The 16,592-nt window shown below is 66.1% G+C and carries 17 protein-coding genes; 8 read left to right on the forward strand and 9 right to left on the reverse strand.

Going from position 1 to position 16,592, the window contains the following annotated elements; translation table 11 throughout:
• Nucleotides 1-11 precede the first annotated feature (11 nt).
• Nucleotides 12-488 carry a chemotaxis protein CheW gene (locus MLE18_RS09570; protein ID WP_243438573.1) on the forward strand — a complete coding sequence of 159 codons (477 nt, stop codon included), beginning with the start codon at nt 12-14 and terminating at the stop codon, nt 486-488.
• Nucleotides 489-669: 181 nt separating this feature from the next.
• Here MLE18_RS09570 and MLE18_RS09575 read toward each other — a convergent pair whose 3' ends face one another.
• The 4 genes from MLE18_RS09575 to MLE18_RS09590 are packed head-to-tail and all read right to left on the reverse strand — an operon-like array spanning nt 670 to nt 4,254.
• Entirely contained in the window at nt 670-1,281 is a 612-nt protein-coding gene (locus tag MLE18_RS09575; protein WP_243438574.1) for a PqiC family protein, read from the reverse strand.
• 6 nt (nt 1,282-1,287) lie between these two features.
• A complete protein-coding gene (locus tag MLE18_RS09580; protein WP_243438575.1) occupies nt 1,288-2,289 on the reverse strand; it encodes an MlaD family protein in 1,002 nt (333 codons plus the stop codon).
• 33 nt (nt 2,290-2,322) lie between these two features.
• The gene (locus MLE18_RS09585) at nt 2,323-3,090 is read right to left on the reverse strand and encodes an ABC transporter ATP-binding protein (protein ID WP_243438576.1); all 768 of its coding nucleotides are present in this window, start codon (nt 3,088-3,090) and stop codon (nt 2,323-2,325) included.
• Nucleotides 3,091-3,093: 3 nt separating this feature from the next.
• On the reverse strand, nt 3,094-4,254 hold the full coding sequence (locus MLE18_RS09590) for an MlaE family ABC transporter permease (protein WP_243438577.1): 1,161 nt from the start codon (nt 4,252-4,254) through the stop codon (nt 3,094-3,096).
• A gap of 177 nt (nt 4,255-4,431) precedes the next feature.
• On the opposite strand from MLE18_RS09590, the gene MLE18_RS09595 reads away from it, so the two are divergent.
• Nucleotides 4,432-5,328 (forward strand): DMT family transporter, encoded by an 897-nt coding sequence (locus MLE18_RS09595; RefSeq protein ID WP_243438578.1) that lies wholly within the window; start codon nt 4,432-4,434, stop codon nt 5,326-5,328.
• 41 nt (nt 5,329-5,369) lie between these two features.
• Here the strand turns inward: MLE18_RS09595 and MLE18_RS09600 are convergent, their stop codons facing one another.
• The gene (locus MLE18_RS09600; protein WP_243438579.1) at nt 5,370-5,624 is read right to left on the reverse strand and encodes a hypothetical protein; all 255 of its coding nucleotides are present in this window, start codon (nt 5,622-5,624) and stop codon (nt 5,370-5,372) included.
• Between the two features lie 216 nt (nt 5,625-5,840).
• Here MLE18_RS09600 and MLE18_RS09605 point away from each other — a divergent pair, with 216 nt between their 5' ends.
• Nucleotides 5,841-7,022 carry a GGDEF domain-containing protein gene (locus MLE18_RS09605; protein WP_243438580.1) on the forward strand — a complete coding sequence of 394 codons (1,182 nt, stop codon included), beginning with the start codon at nt 5,841-5,843 and terminating at the stop codon, nt 7,020-7,022.
• Between the two features lie 79 nt (nt 7,023-7,101).
• Here the strand turns inward: MLE18_RS09605 and MLE18_RS09610 are convergent, their stop codons facing one another.
• The gene (locus tag MLE18_RS09610) at nt 7,102-7,563 is read right to left on the reverse strand and encodes an Hsp20/alpha crystallin family protein (RefSeq protein ID WP_243438581.1); all 462 of its coding nucleotides are present in this window, start codon (nt 7,561-7,563) and stop codon (nt 7,102-7,104) included.
• 96 nt (nt 7,564-7,659) lie between these two features.
• Here MLE18_RS09610 and MLE18_RS09615 point away from each other — a divergent pair, with 96 nt between their 5' ends.
• The 3 genes from MLE18_RS09615 (at nt 7,660) to MLE18_RS09625 (ending at nt 10,791) form a co-directional block, all read left to right on the forward strand.
• Complete coding sequence (locus tag MLE18_RS09615; RefSeq protein ID WP_243438582.1) at nt 7,660-9,111, forward strand: GSCFA domain-containing protein; 1,452 nt, start codon at nt 7,660-7,662, stop codon at nt 9,109-9,111.
• 45 nt (nt 9,112-9,156) lie between these two features.
• Nucleotides 9,157-9,864, forward strand: a complete 708-nt coding sequence (locus MLE18_RS09620) for a DUF599 domain-containing protein (protein WP_243438583.1) — start codon at nt 9,157-9,159, stop codon at nt 9,862-9,864.
• A gap of 111 nt (nt 9,865-9,975) precedes the next feature.
• Entirely contained in the window at nt 9,976-10,791 is an 816-nt protein-coding gene (locus MLE18_RS09625; RefSeq protein ID WP_243438584.1) for a nitroreductase family protein, read from the forward strand.
• Nucleotides 10,792-10,982: 191 nt separating this feature from the next.
• Here the strand turns inward: MLE18_RS09625 and MLE18_RS09630 are convergent, their stop codons facing one another.
• Complete coding sequence (locus MLE18_RS09630; protein WP_243438585.1) at nt 10,983-11,795, reverse strand: helix-turn-helix domain-containing protein; 813 nt, start codon at nt 11,793-11,795, stop codon at nt 10,983-10,985.
• 90 nt (nt 11,796-11,885) lie between these two features.
• Here MLE18_RS09630 and MLE18_RS09635 point away from each other — a divergent pair, with 90 nt between their 5' ends.
• Nucleotides 11,886-12,230 (forward strand): hypothetical protein, encoded by a 345-nt coding sequence (locus MLE18_RS09635; protein ID WP_243438586.1) that lies wholly within the window; start codon nt 11,886-11,888, stop codon nt 12,228-12,230.
• 199 nt (nt 12,231-12,429) lie between these two features.
• Here the strand turns inward: MLE18_RS09635 and MLE18_RS09640 are convergent, their stop codons facing one another.
• The gene (locus MLE18_RS09640; RefSeq protein WP_243438587.1) at nt 12,430-12,843 is read right to left on the reverse strand and encodes a VOC family protein; all 414 of its coding nucleotides are present in this window, start codon (nt 12,841-12,843) and stop codon (nt 12,430-12,432) included.
• Nucleotides 12,844-12,870: 27 nt separating this feature from the next.
• Nucleotides 12,871-13,371, reverse strand: a complete 501-nt coding sequence (locus MLE18_RS09645) for a DinB family protein (RefSeq protein ID WP_243438588.1) — start codon at nt 13,369-13,371, stop codon at nt 12,871-12,873.
• A gap of 456 nt (nt 13,372-13,827) precedes the next feature.
• Between MLE18_RS09645 and MLE18_RS09650 the strand changes: the two genes are divergently transcribed.
• Complete coding sequence (locus tag MLE18_RS09650; protein WP_243438589.1) at nt 13,828-16,572, forward strand: fibronectin type III domain-containing protein; 2,745 nt, start codon at nt 13,828-13,830, stop codon at nt 16,570-16,572.
• The last annotated feature ends 20 nt before the right edge of the window (nt 16,573-16,592 follow it).

Here is a 16,592-nt window from a genome sequence, read left to right on the forward strand (position 1 = left end):
AGGGGGAATCGATGGCTGAAGAACACCAAAGGAACGACGGGACGCTCCTGCAGCTGGTCACCTTCAACATTTCCCAGGAAGAATTCGGGGTGGACATCCTCAAGGTGCAGGAGATCATCCGCATCATGGAGATCACCAAGGTGCCCCGGGCGCCCGAATTCGTCGAGGGAGTGATCAATCTGCGCGGCAAGGTGATCCCGATCATCGACCTGCGCAAACGCTTCGGAATGGCTTCGCGCGGGCACGACAGCCAGACCCGCATCATCGTCATCGAGATCAATCAGATGATCGTGGGCTTCGTGGTGGACTCGGTCTCCGAGGTGCTGCGCATACCCGCCAGCACGGTGGAGCCGCCGCCGTCCATCATGTCCGGCATCGAGTCGGAGTACATCAGCGGCGTGGGCAAGCTGGAGGACCGGCTGCTCATCCTCATCGACCTGGACAAGCTGCTCTCCTCCGAGGAGCAGGGCGTGCTGGGCACCGTCTAGCGGTCCCGGTTTCCAACGGCATCAAAAAGGCCGGGGAGCGAACAGCTCCCCGGCCTTTTTGCGTTTGGAAAATGGGCCCGCTCCAAACGCGAAGCGGGATGGGAGTGCAGAGGGTCGAAGACCCTTTGCCCGCCGGAGGCATCTTCAAGACCCGGCGGGCGCGGGCGCTCAGCGCCCCGGGCTACTTCTTCTTGAGCCCGGCGAAGGCCTGGGCGATCTCCTGCGAGAGCCGGTTGACGAGCCTGCTCTGCGCGGCGGCCAGGGCGTCGTAGCCCGGCCCGGCGACGGATTCCTGCAGGGTGGAGGACTTCCAGACCAGCAGCTCGCCGCGGGAATCCAGGATGGACCAGCTGGCCCGCAGCTGGGCCGACTGCCCGGGCGCGCCGTCGAAGCGCAGCACCTGCAGGGCCACCTGGTAGTCCGGGCGCACGCCCACGGGCCAGGGGTGCAGCACCAGGGGGCTGGCGCAGAGCGAGCCTTCCAGGTTCTCCAGCAGCACGCGCTTGAAGTTCTCCTGCAGGGGCTCCACCCACTGCTCGAAGTCGGCCACGTGCATCTGGTTGCCGCCCTGGCGCACCACCACCTGGGAGCGGTCCAGGTAGGCGGGGAAGTCCACGGGGCCGACGCCCAGCGAGAAGCACGGCGCTCTTGCGGGCGCGGCTTCCCGCTCCGGGGCGGTCTGCCCGGTGCTCAGGGAATAAAAGTGCGTGGGCGCGCTCTTGCCGCAGCCGGCGAGCAGAAAGGCGGCCAGGCAGAGCGGCAGGAGCTGTGCGATGCGGTGCTGTGCGTTCATATCCGGTTATCTCCTGGGGCCGCCCTTGCCTTGCAAGAGCGCTTCGGGATGGCGTTCGAGGGTGTCGGCCAGGGCGCGGATGGATTTGGCCGCGGCCGCGATTTCGGTCAGCGCCTTGTTCAGGTCCGTGACGGTGGGCGAATCCTGGTTGACCACCCGCTGGATGCTCACGGTGGCGGCGCGGGCCTCCTTGAGGGTGGCGTTGAAGTTCTCGATGGTCTTGTCCGCGGCGTTCGAGAGGTTGTCGGAGCGGCGGTCCAGGTTCTGGGCCAGGGTCGCGTAGTTCTTGACCGCATCCTCCATGCTCTTGGCCAGGGGGTCGATGCGGGCCTGGAGATCGTTCATCATCTTGGTGGCCTGGTCCAGGGCGGTGTTGATGCTGGCGGGGATCATCCCGGTCTGGGGCGAGTTCACCAGCCGCTCGACGCCCGCCACGGCGGCCATCAGCTTGTCCACAAGCTCGGTGAGCGGCAGGGAGCGCAGCGTGTTGGAGAACTGCTCGAAGGCCGAGGGCACGGTGGGTATCTCCGGCTCGCCCTCCTTGCCTTTGAGGTTCGCCGGGGACTCGGGCATGAAGTCCAGGGAGACGGCCAGCTGCCCGGTGACGAAGCTCTGGGTGACCAGCTGGGCGCGCAGCCCGATCTCGATGAGCCGCTGCAGAAGCTGGCTGATGTTCTCGCCTGTGACTGAGAGCAGGGTGGCGTTCTTCGGCGCGCTCCGGAAGCTGATCTTGCCGCTTTCGAGCTCGATGTGCACCGGGATGGTGAAGCGCAGGGTGCCCGCGTCGGCCTGCACGCCGATGCCCGTGACCGTGCCCACGGGCACGCCCCGGAAGACCACCGGGGAGCCGATGGAGAGCCCGCTCACGGAGTTGTCGAAATAGAGGACGAACTTGTGTTTCTTGGTCAGAAACATGCCCGAGCCGAAGGCGGCCACGGCCAGCACCGCCAGGACCAGGGCTCCCAGCACGAACAGGCCGATCATGCTCTTGTTGACTTTGGTGCTCACGCGGACGCTTCCTTCTGGCCGTGGGCCGGGCGTCTATTCCTTGCCCCTGGTGAGGAAGCGCCTCAGCAGGGGGTCGGTGGTGGTTTCCAGCAGGGTGGTGGGGTTGCCGCTGGCCGTCATGGTGCGGGTCTCCACGTCCAGGTAGACCGAGTTGCTGCCGATGTCGAAGATGCTGGCCAACTCGTGGGTGACCACCACGAAGGTGGCCTTGAGGCTGTCGCGCAGCTCCAGGATCAGCTCATCGAGCAGATGGGCGCTCACCGGGTCCAGCCCGGCGGAGGGCTCGTCGAAGAAAAGGATGTCCGGGTCCAGGGCCATGGCCCGGGCCAGGCCCGCGCGCTTGCACATGCCGCCGCTGATCTCGGAGGGGTAGAAGTCCTCGAAGCCGGAGAGCCCCACCAGGGCCAGCTTGAGCGAGGCCAGCTCGCGGATGTCCTTGGCGGGCAGCGAGGTGTACTGCTGCAGCGGCAGGGAGATGTTCTCGGCCAGGGTCATGGAGCTGAACAAGGCCCCGCTCTGGAAGAGCACGCCGGTGCGCCGCAGGATGGCGGAGCGTTTCTCGTCGTCCACGTCCCACAGGCTGCCCTGGCGGTAGGTCACGGAGCCTAGGGCGGGCTCCTTGAGCCCCACCAGCACGCGCAGCAGCGTGCTCTTGCCGCAGCCGCTGCCGCCCATGATGATGAAGATGTCGCCCTGCTTCACGGTGAAGTTGAGGTCGCGCATGATGACGAAGTCGCCGTAGGCGACGGTCAGGTTGCTGACCTGGATGCGCGGTTCGGCGGTGCTGGAGTCTGCTTGCATGGCCTAGAATCCCAGTATTTCGCAGAGCACGGTCAGCACGGCCGTGGCGATGATGATGCTCATGATGCTCGTGACCACCGCCGAGGTGGTGGCCTGGCCCACGCCCAGGGCGCTGCGCCCGCAGCGCATGCCCCGGTAGCACCCGGCCAGGGCGATGAGCACGCCGAACACGGTGCTGTGCGTGAGCCCGATCCAGAAGTTGGCCAGCGGCACGGACTGCCAGGTGGTGGTGAGGTATTGCAAAGGGTTGATGTCCAGCATGACCACGCCCACGATGAACCCGCCCAGCACGCCCATGAGGTCGGCGTAGACGCACAGCAGCGGCATCATGAGCACCAGGGCCAGCATGCGCGGCAGCACCAGGAACTCCGTGGGGGAGAAGCCGAAGGTGCGCAGGGCGTCGATCTCCTCGTTGACCTGCATGGTGCCGAGTTCGGCGGCGAAGGCCGCGCCGGTGCGGCCCGCCATGATGATGCCGGTCATGATGGCGCCCATGACCCGGACCATGGCGATGCCCACGATGGTGGAGACGTAGATCTGCGCCCCGAACTGGCGCAGCTGGATGGCGCCCACGAAGGCCAGGATCAGCCCCACGAGCAGGCTGATGAGCGAGACGATGGGCAGCGCGTCCAGCCCGCTCTGCTTGATGAGCGAGAGCAGCTCCGAGCGCTGGAACACGGCCCTGCCCCGGACCAGGTTCAGGCAGGCCAGGGTGACGTCGCCCAGGAATTCGGTCAGGCCCTCGAAGCCGTCGCGCACCGAGAGGGCCAGGCCGCCCATGCGCTCCAGGAAGGGCTCGCTCACGGCGTGGCGCGCCGCGCCCTTGCGCTCGGGCACCTTGGCCGCCAGGTCCAGCAGGGCGGCCACGCCCTCGGGCAGGCCGGAGAGGTCCGCCTGGACGCCCGCGGCGGCCGCCTTGGCGAGCACGGCGCGCAGGGCGCTCATAAGCGAGCTGTCCCACCCGGTGACGCCGGAGGATTCGAAGGTGAGCCGCGCGGGGCGGGGAACGGCCTCCAGGGCTCGCAGCAGCGCCGCCGGGGAGGTGTCGGGCGCTGGAGCCGGGGATGTGATGAGCCACGGCCCGGAAAGGGTGGCCAGCAAAACTCCGGCGGAGGCGCTCACCCGGCAGGAAGGCGCCGGGCTGTTGGTATCTGGACGCTGCATGTGTGTGGTTCCTGGAAGATCAGCGGCACTGTGGCAAAAGAGGCTCCAAAGATCAACGGCGCATCCCTTTTTTGGCTCTGCCTGCGCCTGGAATCACGGCGGTCTTTACGCCAGGGGGCGCTTGGCTTAGGCAGTCCCTTCCGGCGCGCTCGGGCGCCCCGGCAAGGGAGGGACCGAATGGACCGCACCGCCTTGGGGCGCTGGCTGCCCGCCGCTTCGCTGACGCTGGCCATGATCCTGTGGGGCAGCTCCTTCATCGCGCTGAAGATCGCCTTCGCGGGGCTGCCGCCGTTCTTCGTCATGTTCGCGCGCATGGCCGTGGCCACGGCCTTCCTTGCCTGCTTCTACACGCGCTTCCGCAACGTGCGCTACCACAAGGGCGACTGGAAGCTGATCCTGCTCATGGCGGGGTTTGAGCCCTGCCTCTACTTCGTGTTCGAGGCCACGGCCCTGCTGAACACCTCGGCCTCGCAGGCGGGCATGGTCATGGCCACGCTGCCGCTCATCGCGGCGGTGGCGGCGCGGCTCATCCTCAAGGAGCGCCTGCACGGGCGGGGCCTGGCCGGTTTCGCCGTGGCCATCGGCGGGGTCGTGGCCCTGACCGTCAGCGGCAGCCCCAGCGAGCACGCCCCGCACCCCGTTCTGGGCAACTTCCTGGAGTTTTTGGCCATCTGCTGCGCCTCGGGCTACTTCATCGTGCTCAAGCGCCTGCTGGACCGCTACAATCCCTGGTTCCTGACCTCCATGCAGGCCGTGGTGGGCATGGTCTTCTTCGCGCCCGCGCTCCTGCTGCCATCGGGCCGCCCCGGGCCGGACGTGGGCGCGGCGCCCATCCTGGCCACCGTCTACCTGGGCCTGGCCGTGACCCTGGGGGCCTACGGCTGCTACAACTACGGGGTCAGCCGCATCCCCGTGAGCAGGGCCTCGGCCTACATCAACCTGATACCGGTGATCACCCTGGTCATGGCCTGGCTGTTCCTGGGGGAGAGGCTCTCCCTGGCCGAATACCTGGCTTCGGGGATCGTGGTGGCCGGGGTGGCTCTCAGCCAGACCGGGAACAGGCAGGAGGCCTGAGCTCTCGGGCCTTGGGGCGGGGCGGGAGAGACGGGGGCTGGCTAGGGCCGGGCGCGGCGATTCTTGCGGGCCAGGTAGAGCGCGGCGGCGCCGATCACGAGCAGGACGGCCCAGGGGTGCTGGAAGCTCATGGGCAGGCCGATGCCCGCTACGGCAAGGGGAAGGGCCTGGCCGAAGAAGGCGTCATTGCTCATGGGCCCCGCCGGGGCGCAGGGATGGGGCAGCGCGCCGCCGAGGTGGACCTCCACGATGTAGAGCAGCAGAAAGCACACGGACAGGATGAGGATCAAAGCCATGATGCGCCTCTCGGGCAAGACCGGATGACGCCCCCTTACCCCCGCCGCGCGGGAGGGCCAACCAGGGCACCGATAGAACTGTTTTCGTGACCTTCGTTTTTTGCGCAATCCGCCGTGCCGCTCTTGTTCCGGGCCCGGGGCGGTGCTAAGGCTCGCTTATATGGCCCCTGCCGTCGCAATAGCCGGGGCGCAAACAGACGATCCCGGGAGGGACGATTGGATCACGCCAATTTCGTGTTGGACCTCAAGACGGCGCTGACCCTTCTGGGCCTGGGCAACCTTGTCGCGGGGCTGCTGGTCTGGCTGTCGCGCAGGGGCAAATACACGGACCAGGCCGCCATGAGCTTCATGCTGGCCAAGGCCCTGCAGGGGGCCGGGTTCCTGATGCTGGCCGGAGCCGGTGTGTCCGTGGGGGCCCCCGGAGAGGTGGCGGCGAACACCCTTTGCCTGGGCGGCCTGGCCTTCGAGAGCCTGGCCATCATGGCCGTCAAGGGGATCAGGTTCCCGGCGGCCACCGGCCTGTTCGGACTGGGCGCGACGGCGGCCTTCTGCGCATTCCTGCTGCCCGAGACCCAGCCCCTGGCTTCGGCCTACGCCTCCGGCTTCACCGCGCTGGTGCTGCTGCCTGGGCTCCTGGCCCTGTATTTCAGCAGCGGGACCACCCAGTACGACGTGGGCCTGGGGTTCGTTTACCTGGTCATCATCGCGGCCTTCGCCCTGCGCGCCTGGCTGAACCTGACCACCCCGTGGGAGACCGGGGCCCTGCTGGGCGTCCCGGCCCCGACAGTCTGGCGCGGCCTGCGCCTCCTGCTGTTCCTCGCGGGCACGGTGGGGGTCACGCTGCTCTTCCAGGACCGCTCCGACGCCCAGGCCGAGCGCAACGTCACCTTCGACGCCCTCACCGGCGCCTTCACCCGCAATTTCTTCCTGGAGGAGACCCAGCGCGCCCTGAACCTGGCCACCAGGCGCAAGAGCAGGCTGGCCATCCTCCTGTTCGACGTGGACCGCTTCACCGCCATCAACGATTCCCTTGGCTACCGCAAGGGCGACGCGGTGCTCTCCTCCCTGGCGCAGACCCTGCGCAGGACGCTCAGGCCCTACGACATCCTGGGGCGCACCGGCGGCGGAGGCTTCGGGGCGGTGCTGCCCGACGCCACCGAGGAGGACGCGGCGCGGGCCGCCGAACGCGTGCGCGCGGCCCTGGCCGAGCGCGCCAAGCAGGAGCCCGGGGTGCCGGGGTTCACCGTGAGCGTGGGCGTGTGCTCAGAGGTGCCCGAGCCGGGCGCCATGGCCGAGGCTTTCATGGGCTGCGGCGAGAAGGCCCTGGTCAAGGCCAAGAAGCTTGGGCGCGACAGGGTGGAGTACTACCGGGATGGGGAGCCGGGACAGGCCGCCTGAGCCCGGCCCTTCCACAGCAAAACAATGGGCCGCCCCGGTCGGGGCGGCCCTGGCGGTCAACGCGGCTGAGCGGCGTGGTTCAGGACTGGATGGGCACGGAGGTGGACTTTGACGGCTCCCTCTTGGGCAGCGTCACGGTGAGCACGCCCTTGTCGAACTTGGCCGTGACCCCGTCGTCCTTGACGGCCGAAGGCAGGGGGATGGAGCGGAAGAAGCTGCCGTAGCTGCGTTCGATGCGGTGGTAGTTCTCCTTCTTCTCCTCCTCTTCGAACTTCTTTTCGCCCTGGATGGTCAGCACGTCGTTCTGCAAGGTGACGTTGACATCCTTGGGTTCGAGGCCGGGCAGCTCCGCCTTGACCTGGATCTCGGCGTCGGTCTCGCTGATGTCCACGGCCGGGTAGCGGGCCTCCTTGGAGAAGGGCATGGCCGGAAAGTTGCCGAAGGGCTCACGCCAGAAATCCTCCATGAGGTCGGCAATGCTGGTGGGACGCTTGGTGGCCAGGGACTGTCTGCGCAGGCTGGGCAGGAAATCCTTGAACATATGCTACCTCCTGTGATGTATGGATTTTTTATGAGACCAAGTTAAGTTTAACACGTCTTGAGGCGCAGTCAACACGCCAGACGGACGGGAGCGCCCATGTCTGACGGATTCGAGATATACAGGGCTTTCGGCCCGTTGGGGGATCCCCAGGTCAGCAAGGCCTTCACCATCGACATCCCGGGCAGGGGCGTCGTGGATTCGCCCTCGGCGGTGTTCTGCAATCTGGGCTCCTGCTTCGCGGCCCACGTGGAGGACGTGTTCCGCCTCTATGGGGTCAACAGCTACTTCCGCACCGAGACCTGCAAGCACTTCAGCGCGGAGAGCATGCTCCAGGTGCTGGACAGGCTGGCGGAGGGGCGCCGGGGCCTGGCGGACGATGAACTGTACGCCTACGAGGACGAGCTCGGGGGCCTGCGCCCGACAGGCTACCATTTTCTGGACCGCTTCCACGGGGGCAGGGCCGCGCTGGAGGCGCGCCTGGCCTGGCTGGACGACCAGCTGCTGGCCAACATCCGCAAGTGCACCCACATGATCGTGACCCTGGGCATCGCCAACGTGGTGCGGCTCAAGGCCACGGGCCGGTGCGTGAACAGGGTGGCCGGAATGCCCGCCGGGCTCTACGAGGTGACCCGCCACAGCGTGGACGAGGAGCTCGGGCACCTGCAGGCCCTGGTGGAGCGCGTCAGGGGGCTCAGGGGCGGCTCCTGCCCGGCGATGTTCTTCACCATCTCGCCGCAGCGCTACATGTTCCACCCCCAGTTCGACTTCGACACCCGCGACGACTCCTGCATGGCCCGGTTCACGGATTCGCCCTACGTTGAGAACTGCGTCTCCAAGGCCACCCTGCGCGTGGCGGTGGACATGCTGCTCAAGGCCAACCCGGGGCTGCCCCTGTACTACTTCCCGGCCTACGAGATCGTCATCGACGAGCTGCGCGCGCAGGAGAGCTTCACCGGCAAGGACGCGGCCTCCGTCACCTGGCCGCTCACGCCCAGGTACGTGGCCAAGCGGTTCCTCCAGTCCTACTTCTCCCCGGAGTGCCTGCGCCAGATCACCCTGCTGGACAGGCTGCACGTGTTCGCGGCCTCCACGCGGCAGCTGCGGGAGAGCAAGCCCGGCTACGTGCTCGGGAGCCTGCGCCGCGACTTCGTGGACGGGCTGGGGGAGCTGGGCGCCACCTGGCGGGACTACAACGCGGCCTACGTGCGCCACCTGCACGCCATGGCCGTGGACCTGGGCTGCGAAGAGACCGCCCTGCGGGCGGCCCGGGCCTTCTTCAGGGGCGCGCGGACCGTGGCGGTGTGGGGCGTTTCAGGGTACTATGCGAAGTACGTCTCGCCCCTGGTGCGGTCGCTGGGCGGCGAAGTCCGCTTCGTGCTGGCCGACGCCGACCCCGCCAAGGCCGGGAGCGTGGTGGACGGGCTCGCTGTGCGGGAGCCCTCCGCACTGCGGGAGGAGGCCCCCGAAATACTCGTCGTGGCCTCCTCCAGCCGGGAGGATATCGTGGAGCAGGCGGACGCGCTGGGTCTTTGCGCCCGCATTTTCTGAGGCCCGGCCCGGGCGGCGCCCAACAAACCGAAAGGGGTTCACGAGATGACCGAAGGCCTTTCCCCCCATGCCCTGGACCTGGGGTGCCTGTTCCTCTCCATCCTGATGTTCACGGGCTACAACGTCTTTATCTGGTGGAAGCTCAAGTCGAACCCGATCTACACCATCCAGGGGGCCACCAACCTGGCCCGCAGGGCCTGGGTGGTGCAGATCATGGAGGAGAAGAACGACATCCTGGCCGTGCAGACCCTGCGCAACTCCACCATGGCCGGGACCTTCCTGGCCTCCACGGCCATACTGCTCTCGGTGGGCGTGCTGAGCCTCACCGGGCAGGCGGAGAACCTGGGCCAGACCTGGCATTCGCTCAACATCCTGGGCTCCACCCAGAAGAACACCCTGGCGCTCAAGCTCCTGGTGCTGCTGGTCAACCTGTTCATCGCCTTCTTCAGCTTCTCCTCCTCCATCCGGCTCTACAATCACGTGGGCTTCATGATCAACGTGCCCTGCACGGACGGCAACTACAGCACTTCGCTGACCTTCGTGGCCATGCAGCTCAACCGAGCGGCCCGGCACTTCCACAACGGGATGCTGGCCTTCTACTACCTGGTGCCGCTGATCTTCTGGATTTTCGGGCCGCTGTTCCTGCTGGGCAGCACGGTGCTGATGATCGGCGTGGTCTACCGCCTGGACAGGACGCCCAAGCTCTACTGCGACTACATCACCGCCTATGAGCAGATGAGCTGCAAGCTGTAGCGGGCGCGGCGCCCTGCCGGGCCTTGTGGGCGAAGGCGCTCCGGGGTTAGAGGTGGAGGAAGCCCGGCCCGGCCGGAAAACCGGAACCCCCAGAAAACGAGGAGGGGAGCGATGCTGCGATTCCATGTGGACGGGGATTTGTGCATACGCTGCGGGGAGTGCGCGGCGGACTGCCCCGCAGGCGTCATCGCCCTGGACGACCTGCCCGCCATCACCAACGAGGAAGGCTGCTACCGCTGCCTGCACTGCTACATGGTCTGCCCCACAGCGGCCGTCTCGATCCTTGGCTGCGATCCCCGGGAGGCCGACGAGACAAGGAACCTGCCCGCCCCGGAGCAGGTGGCCGACCTGATCCGCTGGCGCAGGTCCGTGCGGCGCTACAAGGACGAGAACCTGCCCCCCGAGCTGATCGACAGCCTGCTGCAGACCGCCTGCCACGCCCCCACCGGGGTCAACGCGCAGGATGTGCTCTTCACCGTGGTCCGCGACAAGGCCCGCATGGCTGAATTGGGCAAGGAGATGATGGCCTGCCTGGACAAGCTGGACAAGGCCGGGGAGCTGCCCGGAGGGCTGGCGGGGAAGTACCTGAATTTCGTGGTGCGCGCCTGGAGGGACATGGGGATGGACGTGGTCCTGCGGGGCGCGCCGCACCTGCTGCTCACCAGCGCGCCCAAGGCCGCGCCCTGCCCCGTGCAGGACGTGCACATCGCCCTGGCCCAGTTCGAGCTGCTGGCAAGCGCACACGGCCTGGGCACCCTCTGGGACGGCCTGTTCATGATGGCCCTCTCCGTGTGCCCGCATCTGGTGACGCACCTGGGCGTGCCGGAGGACCACATGCTGGGCTACGCCATGCTCTTCGGCAAGCCCGCCGTGGAGTACCACCGCCCGGCCAAACGCGGCCCCGCCAGGATCAATTACGTGGATTGAGTGCCGAGGCCAAGGAGGGCGAGAGCCCGACGCCTCCGGGTTTTGCCGGCGCAAGGCGGCCATGAGGCGCGGATGCTGCTGCCGAACAGCCAGGACAAGGGGTTGCTGAGAGGCGGCAGCGGTTCGCGTAGGATTTCAAGTCGCCGGGCTTGCCAGCCCAGCGGGAGGCTGTGCTGTGCCTGTAGCCGCGGTCATGATGCGCCGTACCCAGAGAATAATTCCTTTGTCGGCTCGTCGGCAGGAAAAAGGGACTCGATGCGCAGCTCCTGCGTAGTCGCGTCGAGCGGGGTTCCAAGGGTTGTCAGCATTGTGAAGAAAGATGCTCTCAAGTCGTTCTGCTCAAATATTATGCTCAAAATGGGCAGCTCACTGTCAACTGCCCTCAAACAGTCCTTCATCTCTTTCTGCCCTTCTGCAAGTTCCTCATAAAGCGAGAACAACGCCGTGTTGTGGGTGGACAGCGCCTCGCCATGCAACCGATCAAGCATGAAGTCTCGCACCACGTTCCAGTTTTTGATGTGACGGCACAAGCCGTCACTAGAGAACGTGAGTCTGTAAATGTTTTTGTACTTTCTCATTGTATGGTCGCCAACAAGAAGTGATACCAAACGGTTGTACCCGTGGTTCGTCATCAGGATGTCGTATGTGGCGTTGACAACGAAAGCAGGGTACGGATCGTGCTTGTCCAACATGCGACGCAAAGCATGGAGGACCATGGCCATATTCTTTTCCTCGACAGGCTTATCCCCGTATTCTGAAGCATGGCCTGAAGCGGCCAACAGTGAATTCAAGTGTCTGTGCGGCATCTTGAGGACGCCCGCTATCTTGAGAATAATGGCTCGGCTCGGATTGGATTTTCCAGTTTCAATGAAACTCAAATGCCTTGCCGAAACCCCGGCATCCAAAGCCAGGTCCAACTGGCTCACTTTTCGTATCGCGCGCCAGAAACGGATCATACTGCCAGCAGTCTTATCGTTGGTTGCGGTGGCATGAAGATTGTTCATGATCATTACCTCTGAGGTAATTGCTTGATATACCGTACGCGTGTACTTCCTTCCAGACACATGCACAAGCGTAAACAGGAAGGATAGTCAATGCACAACTTCAGGATGTTACTTGCAATTTTCACCGCATGCATATTGATGTATACTGGTGTGGTTGTGTCGACTCACGGATGGAATCTGTTTCCTGTGTTTTTCGGCGAGTTGGCCGCCTTGACCTGGTCTGGGCAGTTCAACTTGGATTTCACATGTTTCCTCATACTATCCGGTATATGGACTGCCTGGCGGCATGGTTTCTCCCGCTGGGGCATCGTGCTGGGAGTGGCAGGCTTTTTCGGCGGGATGCTGTTCCTCGCGCCATACCTGGTCTTTGCCTCGTATAAGGAGCAGGGCGACATGGCGGGGGTGCTGCTGGGAGTGAACAGGCCGGTAGGTTGATTCGACGCCATCACCGTCAGGCAGCGTAGTCGCGCGGCGTTTCCCGAAAGAACTGCAGCCGCGGCCCAGGGCGGATGGATGCATACAGGGCGGCATACGCCGTTGCTTGCAACGTGGCGCGGCCGCCGAACGGTACAGGAATCAAGGCCCCGGGACGCCTCGCGGCGGCCCGGGGCCTTTGCTTGGTGTGAAGGGGTTTCTACGCAGGCACGATGACCATCCAGCCCACGCCGAAGCGGTCGGTGAGCATGCCGAAGCAGGGCGAGAAGAAGGTCTTGCCCAGGGGCATCAGCACCTGGCCGCCTTCGGCCAGGGCGATGAAGGCCCGCTTGGCCTCGGCCTCGTCGGCGGCGGTCAGCGAGAGCGAGAAGCCCCGGAAGTCGGGTTCGCCCCGGCAGTTGCCGTCGGAGGCCATGAAGGTGGTGTCGCCCACGCGCACGTTGGCGTGCATCACCTTGTCTTCCGAACCTGCCGGGATCATGCCGGGGGCGGGCGGTTCGGGGCTGTCGCTGTAGCGCATGAGCATGGTCACCTGGGCGCCGACGGCCTCGGCGTAGAAGGCCAGCGCTTCGTCGCAGCGGCCCTCGAAGAACAGATAGGGTTCGATCCGCATGAGTTGGTCTCCCGTGCTTGTACGGTTTCAGGCTCCGCCAGGAGCCCGCAGCGCCGCGACCACCTCGCGCAGATGGTCGGTGTGGAAGCGGACGTGGAAGTCCGTCAGGCCGAAGATCATCTGCTCCAGCGAGGGGCGCTCGCCCAGGGGCGTGTCCTTGAAGGCGGGGATGTGCGCCGTGCGTGCCAGCTGGTCCGGCGTCAGGGTCGAGGTGAAGGCCGCCACGGCCTCGTACTCGCGCCGGACGCCCTCCAGCAGTTCCGTGAAGGGCATGGATTCCCGCTTGTCGGTGAAAAATGGGTTCTCGGTCTCCAGGTCGATCCGCGGGGTGTCCGCCTCCAGGAAGGCCCTGAGCAGGGGGAGCATTCCCATGCCCTCGGGCCCGCTCAGGTGTGAGAGTATCTGCTTGGGGCTCCAGCGCCCGACCGGAGCCCTGGAGGCCGTGGCCTCGTCCAGGCCCTCGCAGGCTTGGGCCAGCTGTTTCATGTTCTCCCGGATGCCCTGGACCAGTTGTTCAGGCGTTGCCATATCCCGATTCCTCCTTGCCGGTTGGGGCTATCTGGCGCACTCCCTTCCATCCTACGCTTTTTTCGGCCCGCTGCACAAGCGGCGCGTGAGGCCCGCCGCCGGGTGCCGGGCGTGGGTGTGCGACATCGGATCAGAACTGCAGCCGAGGTGCCGTAACCATCCATCACGACTGGAATTTGATAGTGTTTGCCGGGATACAGGTGCCTGAACCTGGTTTCGGCTTTCCGAAAACGGCCATGTTGCAGGCTTTTGGGCGGTGTTGTATAGCGGGGTCAAATAAATAATGCCTTCCGCCTGCCCCTCCGCGGCCGTCCCGGGCCGCAAAATACAGGCGCAGCCTTCCGTCCTGTGCGTGCCGTCTTCCGCCGTACCCGGCTCTCCGGGCATTCACCGCCACCTGCCTTCCCGCCGCAAGGCCGCTTCGCCTGCGGCAACCGACTGACGACGGAGAACGTTATGACGCGCCGCCCGATCTTCGCCGCTATTTGGCTCCTGGCTGTCCTGTCCTGCGCCGCCCCGGCGGCCGCCGCCACACAGACCCTGACCCTGGACCCCAACTGGGACCTGGAAATCACCCTCTCGGACATGGGCGGCAACTCCAAGACCGCCGCGGTGGGCATCGGCTCGTACACCTATGGAAGCACCACCGTGCCCAAGGTCCTGTTCCAGTCACAGGGAACGGTGGGGCTTACGGTCAAAGCCGTATACAAGGGCTCGCAGTCAGGCACAGCGAACCTGACTGTCAACTCGCAACGCATCGGCCTGAATTTCAGCAAAGTGGGCACTAACGCCGTCAGCGCCAAGTTCACCAGCGAGAGCTTCTATTCCGCCGACCAAGTGGATTCGGGCTACGCCAACTACTGGCCCCTGACGATCTACGCGGAGATAACACTTCCGGACGGCATGTCCGGCGATTACTTCAGCGGGGTAGTTGAGTTCGACATCGCCCAGTTCCGGCATACCTGGGCCAGCGGAGGCTGGTCCGGCCCCGGGTTCCTGGGGGTCTACGACCTGATCTACGCGCCCAACGGACAGGGCGGATTCAGCATGGGCCGCCAGCCCGTAACAGGCGTCACCTTCGATGTGCAGGCGACGGAGCCCTTCGAGATCACCCCCAGTTCTCCCACGACCTCAACCGACACCGGTTACAACTGGGGCAAGGCCGATTTCATGATCACCTGCCCGCTCTCGGAGTTCGTGGGCCCCAAGCGCACCGGCACCCTGGGCTTCACAACAGGTGACGAACCCATGATGGGCGCGCCCATCGAGCTGGCCTTCGGCTACATCCTGGAGGTTTCGGATCAGGGCGTGGAGCGCAAGGACATGCTCTCCGGCACCTGGAGCAGGGCCACCTCCAACACGAGGGTGGACAAGGGCGACTGGCTCAGGCTCCAGCCGGTGGCCACTCCCTGGGGCGTGGAGCTTCCTTACGTGCGGGTGGCGTTCGCGGACGGCCAGGTGCGCGAGGCGGCCCTGACCGACGGCTACGACCCGGACAAGACCGGCGAGACCATCGTCATCGTGGGCGAGGACGAGCTCCTGGCGAAATCGGTGTGCTGGACCATCAAGTTCACCAACTTCGCGCAGGACCTCTCCATAAACCATAGGGAATACGCCCGCGAGTTCATCTGGGACAAGCTCATCCAGGCGGGCGTCAACGTAGTGGCCCCGGGTTCCAGCTGGCTGGTGCGCAAGGGTGCCAGCAAGACCATCGGCTACGCCCTGGAGAAGGGCGCGGATGCGCTGGGTTACCAAAGCCCGCCGCAGCCCGGGGCGCCCCAGGCCGCGGGTGCGGCCTCCACGGTCCAGACGGCGGGCGGGCGCGGGTTCACGCCGGCCAGCAGCCTCTCCCGGTCCAACGCGGCCGTGGCGAGCATCCTGAGCAACGGGGGCATGACGGCCACCAACGTCACCGGCACGCTGCGCGTCACCGACGCGGCCAACGTCAGCAGGCTGCTGCCGCCGCGCTCCCAGGTGACCTACAACTCGTCCTTCGGCCCGGTGCTGCCCCTCGACTACACGCCCACGCCCTACGACCAGCTGGTCATCACGCCTCCTGATAACGGTTACGTGGGTTCGCTCACGCCGGTGATCAGCATCACGTACAACGGCTATCAGTCCGCCTACGACCCCCAGACCCTGACCTGCCGCCTCAACGGCGTGCTGGTGCCCTCCTTCACCTCCCTGAGCTGGGCCCAGGCCACGTACCAGGTGCCGGACTTCGCCAGGCTCACCTACGGGTTCAATACGGTCGAGGCGTCCATCTGGGACAACAAGAGCGGGCCGCAGTTCAAGGCGTCCACGTTTTGGGCCTCGGGGGGCGTCAAGGCCCCGCTGGGCCTCATGGCCTATCCCGGCCTGACCGGGATGATGCTCTCCTGGATTCCCAGTTCGGAGCGCGATCTGGAGGGATACCACATCTACAAGGGCTCGAGCCCGGACGCCGTGACCCAGAGGATCACCACCACGCCGGTGCGCAACGCCGTGCACAACCTGCTGGCCGCCAGCGAGCCGGGCCTGGCCGCGCAGGAGTGGTTCGCCGTGACCGCCGTGGCCTCGGGCATGGAGAGCCCTCGGTCCACACCGGTGCGCGGATCGCTGGGGACGGCATCCGGCCCGGCGCCGCCCGCCATCACGAACCTGGGCGTGACCCCCGAGGGCCTGGGCGTGCTGGTGGATTTCACCCCCTTGCCGGGGGCGCAGGCCTATCGCCTGGATCGCTCAGGAGCGGCCCCTGCCTACTTCCGCGCCCCGCCGTTCCGCGACGCGCCGACGAGCGTGCTTGCGGGCTACTCCTGCACGGTGACGCCGCTGGGCCCGGATATGGTGCCGGGGTCCCCGTCGGCCTCCCCGGTGCTGACGGTGCAGGACTTCACCACACCCGCGCCCCTGGGCCTCACCGTCCTCCCGGACGACGCCAAACGCAAGACCTGGACCCTGCGCTGGGACCCCGCGCTCGCGGGGGTGACTGGCTTCAACGTGTACGAGTCCTTCAACGGGGGGGCTTTCACCAAGCTGCCGGGGAGCCCGGTCACGAGCACGACCATGACCAGGACCCTCTCCAGGCCGGGGCTCTACGCCTGGAGGATCACCGCAGTGAGCCCCGCCGGGGAGAGCCCCGCGGGCGCGGCGGTGGTGGGGGGATTCGCCGTGAAGCCCGGTACGATGGTGCCTGGGGCGATCAAGATGCTGCTGCAGTAGGAAGCGCCGCCCCCGCCCCC

The sequence above is a fragment of the Fundidesulfovibrio soli genome (assembly GCF_022808695.1).
Taxonomy (GTDB): Bacteria; Desulfobacterota; Desulfovibrionia; order Desulfovibrionales; family Desulfovibrionaceae; genus Fundidesulfovibrio; species Fundidesulfovibrio soli.

Coding starts and splice junctions, on each gene's coding strand:
- MLE18_RS09575 (WP_243438574.1), bottom strand. CDS start 1,281: ATGAACGCACAGCACCGCATCGCACAGCTCCTGCCGCTCTGCCTGGCC.
- MLE18_RS09590 (WP_243438577.1), bottom strand. CDS start 4,254: ATGCAGCGTCCAGATACCAACAGCCCGGCGCCTTCCTGCCGGGTGAGC.
- MLE18_RS09635 (WP_243438586.1), top strand. CDS start 11,886: ATGCACAACTTCAGGATGTTACTTGCAATTTTCACCGCATGCATATTG.
- MLE18_RS09620 (WP_243438583.1), top strand. CDS start 9,157: ATGACCGAAGGCCTTTCCCCCCATGCCCTGGACCTGGGGTGCCTGTTC.
- MLE18_RS09585 (WP_243438576.1), bottom strand. CDS start 3,090: ATGCAAGCAGACTCCAGCACCGCCGAACCGCGCATCCAGGTCAGCAAC.
- MLE18_RS09600 (WP_243438579.1), bottom strand. CDS start 5,624: ATGGCTTTGATCCTCATCCTGTCCGTGTGCTTTCTGCTGCTCTACATC.
- MLE18_RS09650 (WP_243438589.1), top strand. CDS start 13,828: ATGACGCGCCGCCCGATCTTCGCCGCTATTTGGCTCCTGGCTGTCCTG.
- MLE18_RS09570 (WP_243438573.1), top strand. CDS start 12: ATGGCTGAAGAACACCAAAGGAACGACGGGACGCTCCTGCAGCTGGTC.
- MLE18_RS09630 (WP_243438585.1), bottom strand. CDS start 11,795: ATGAACAATCTTCATGCCACCGCAACCAACGATAAGACTGCTGGCAGT.
- MLE18_RS09645 (WP_243438588.1), bottom strand. CDS start 13,371: ATGGCAACGCCTGAACAACTGGTCCAGGGCATCCGGGAGAACATGAAA.
- MLE18_RS09595 (WP_243438578.1), top strand. CDS start 4,432: ATGGACCGCACCGCCTTGGGGCGCTGGCTGCCCGCCGCTTCGCTGACG.
- MLE18_RS09615 (WP_243438582.1), top strand. CDS start 7,660: ATGTCTGACGGATTCGAGATATACAGGGCTTTCGGCCCGTTGGGGGAT.
- MLE18_RS09640 (WP_243438587.1), bottom strand. CDS start 12,843: ATGCGGATCGAACCCTATCTGTTCTTCGAGGGCCGCTGCGACGAAGCG.
- MLE18_RS09625 (WP_243438584.1), top strand. CDS start 9,976: ATGCTGCGATTCCATGTGGACGGGGATTTGTGCATACGCTGCGGGGAG.
- MLE18_RS09610 (WP_243438581.1), bottom strand. CDS start 7,563: ATGTTCAAGGATTTCCTGCCCAGCCTGCGCAGACAGTCCCTGGCCACC.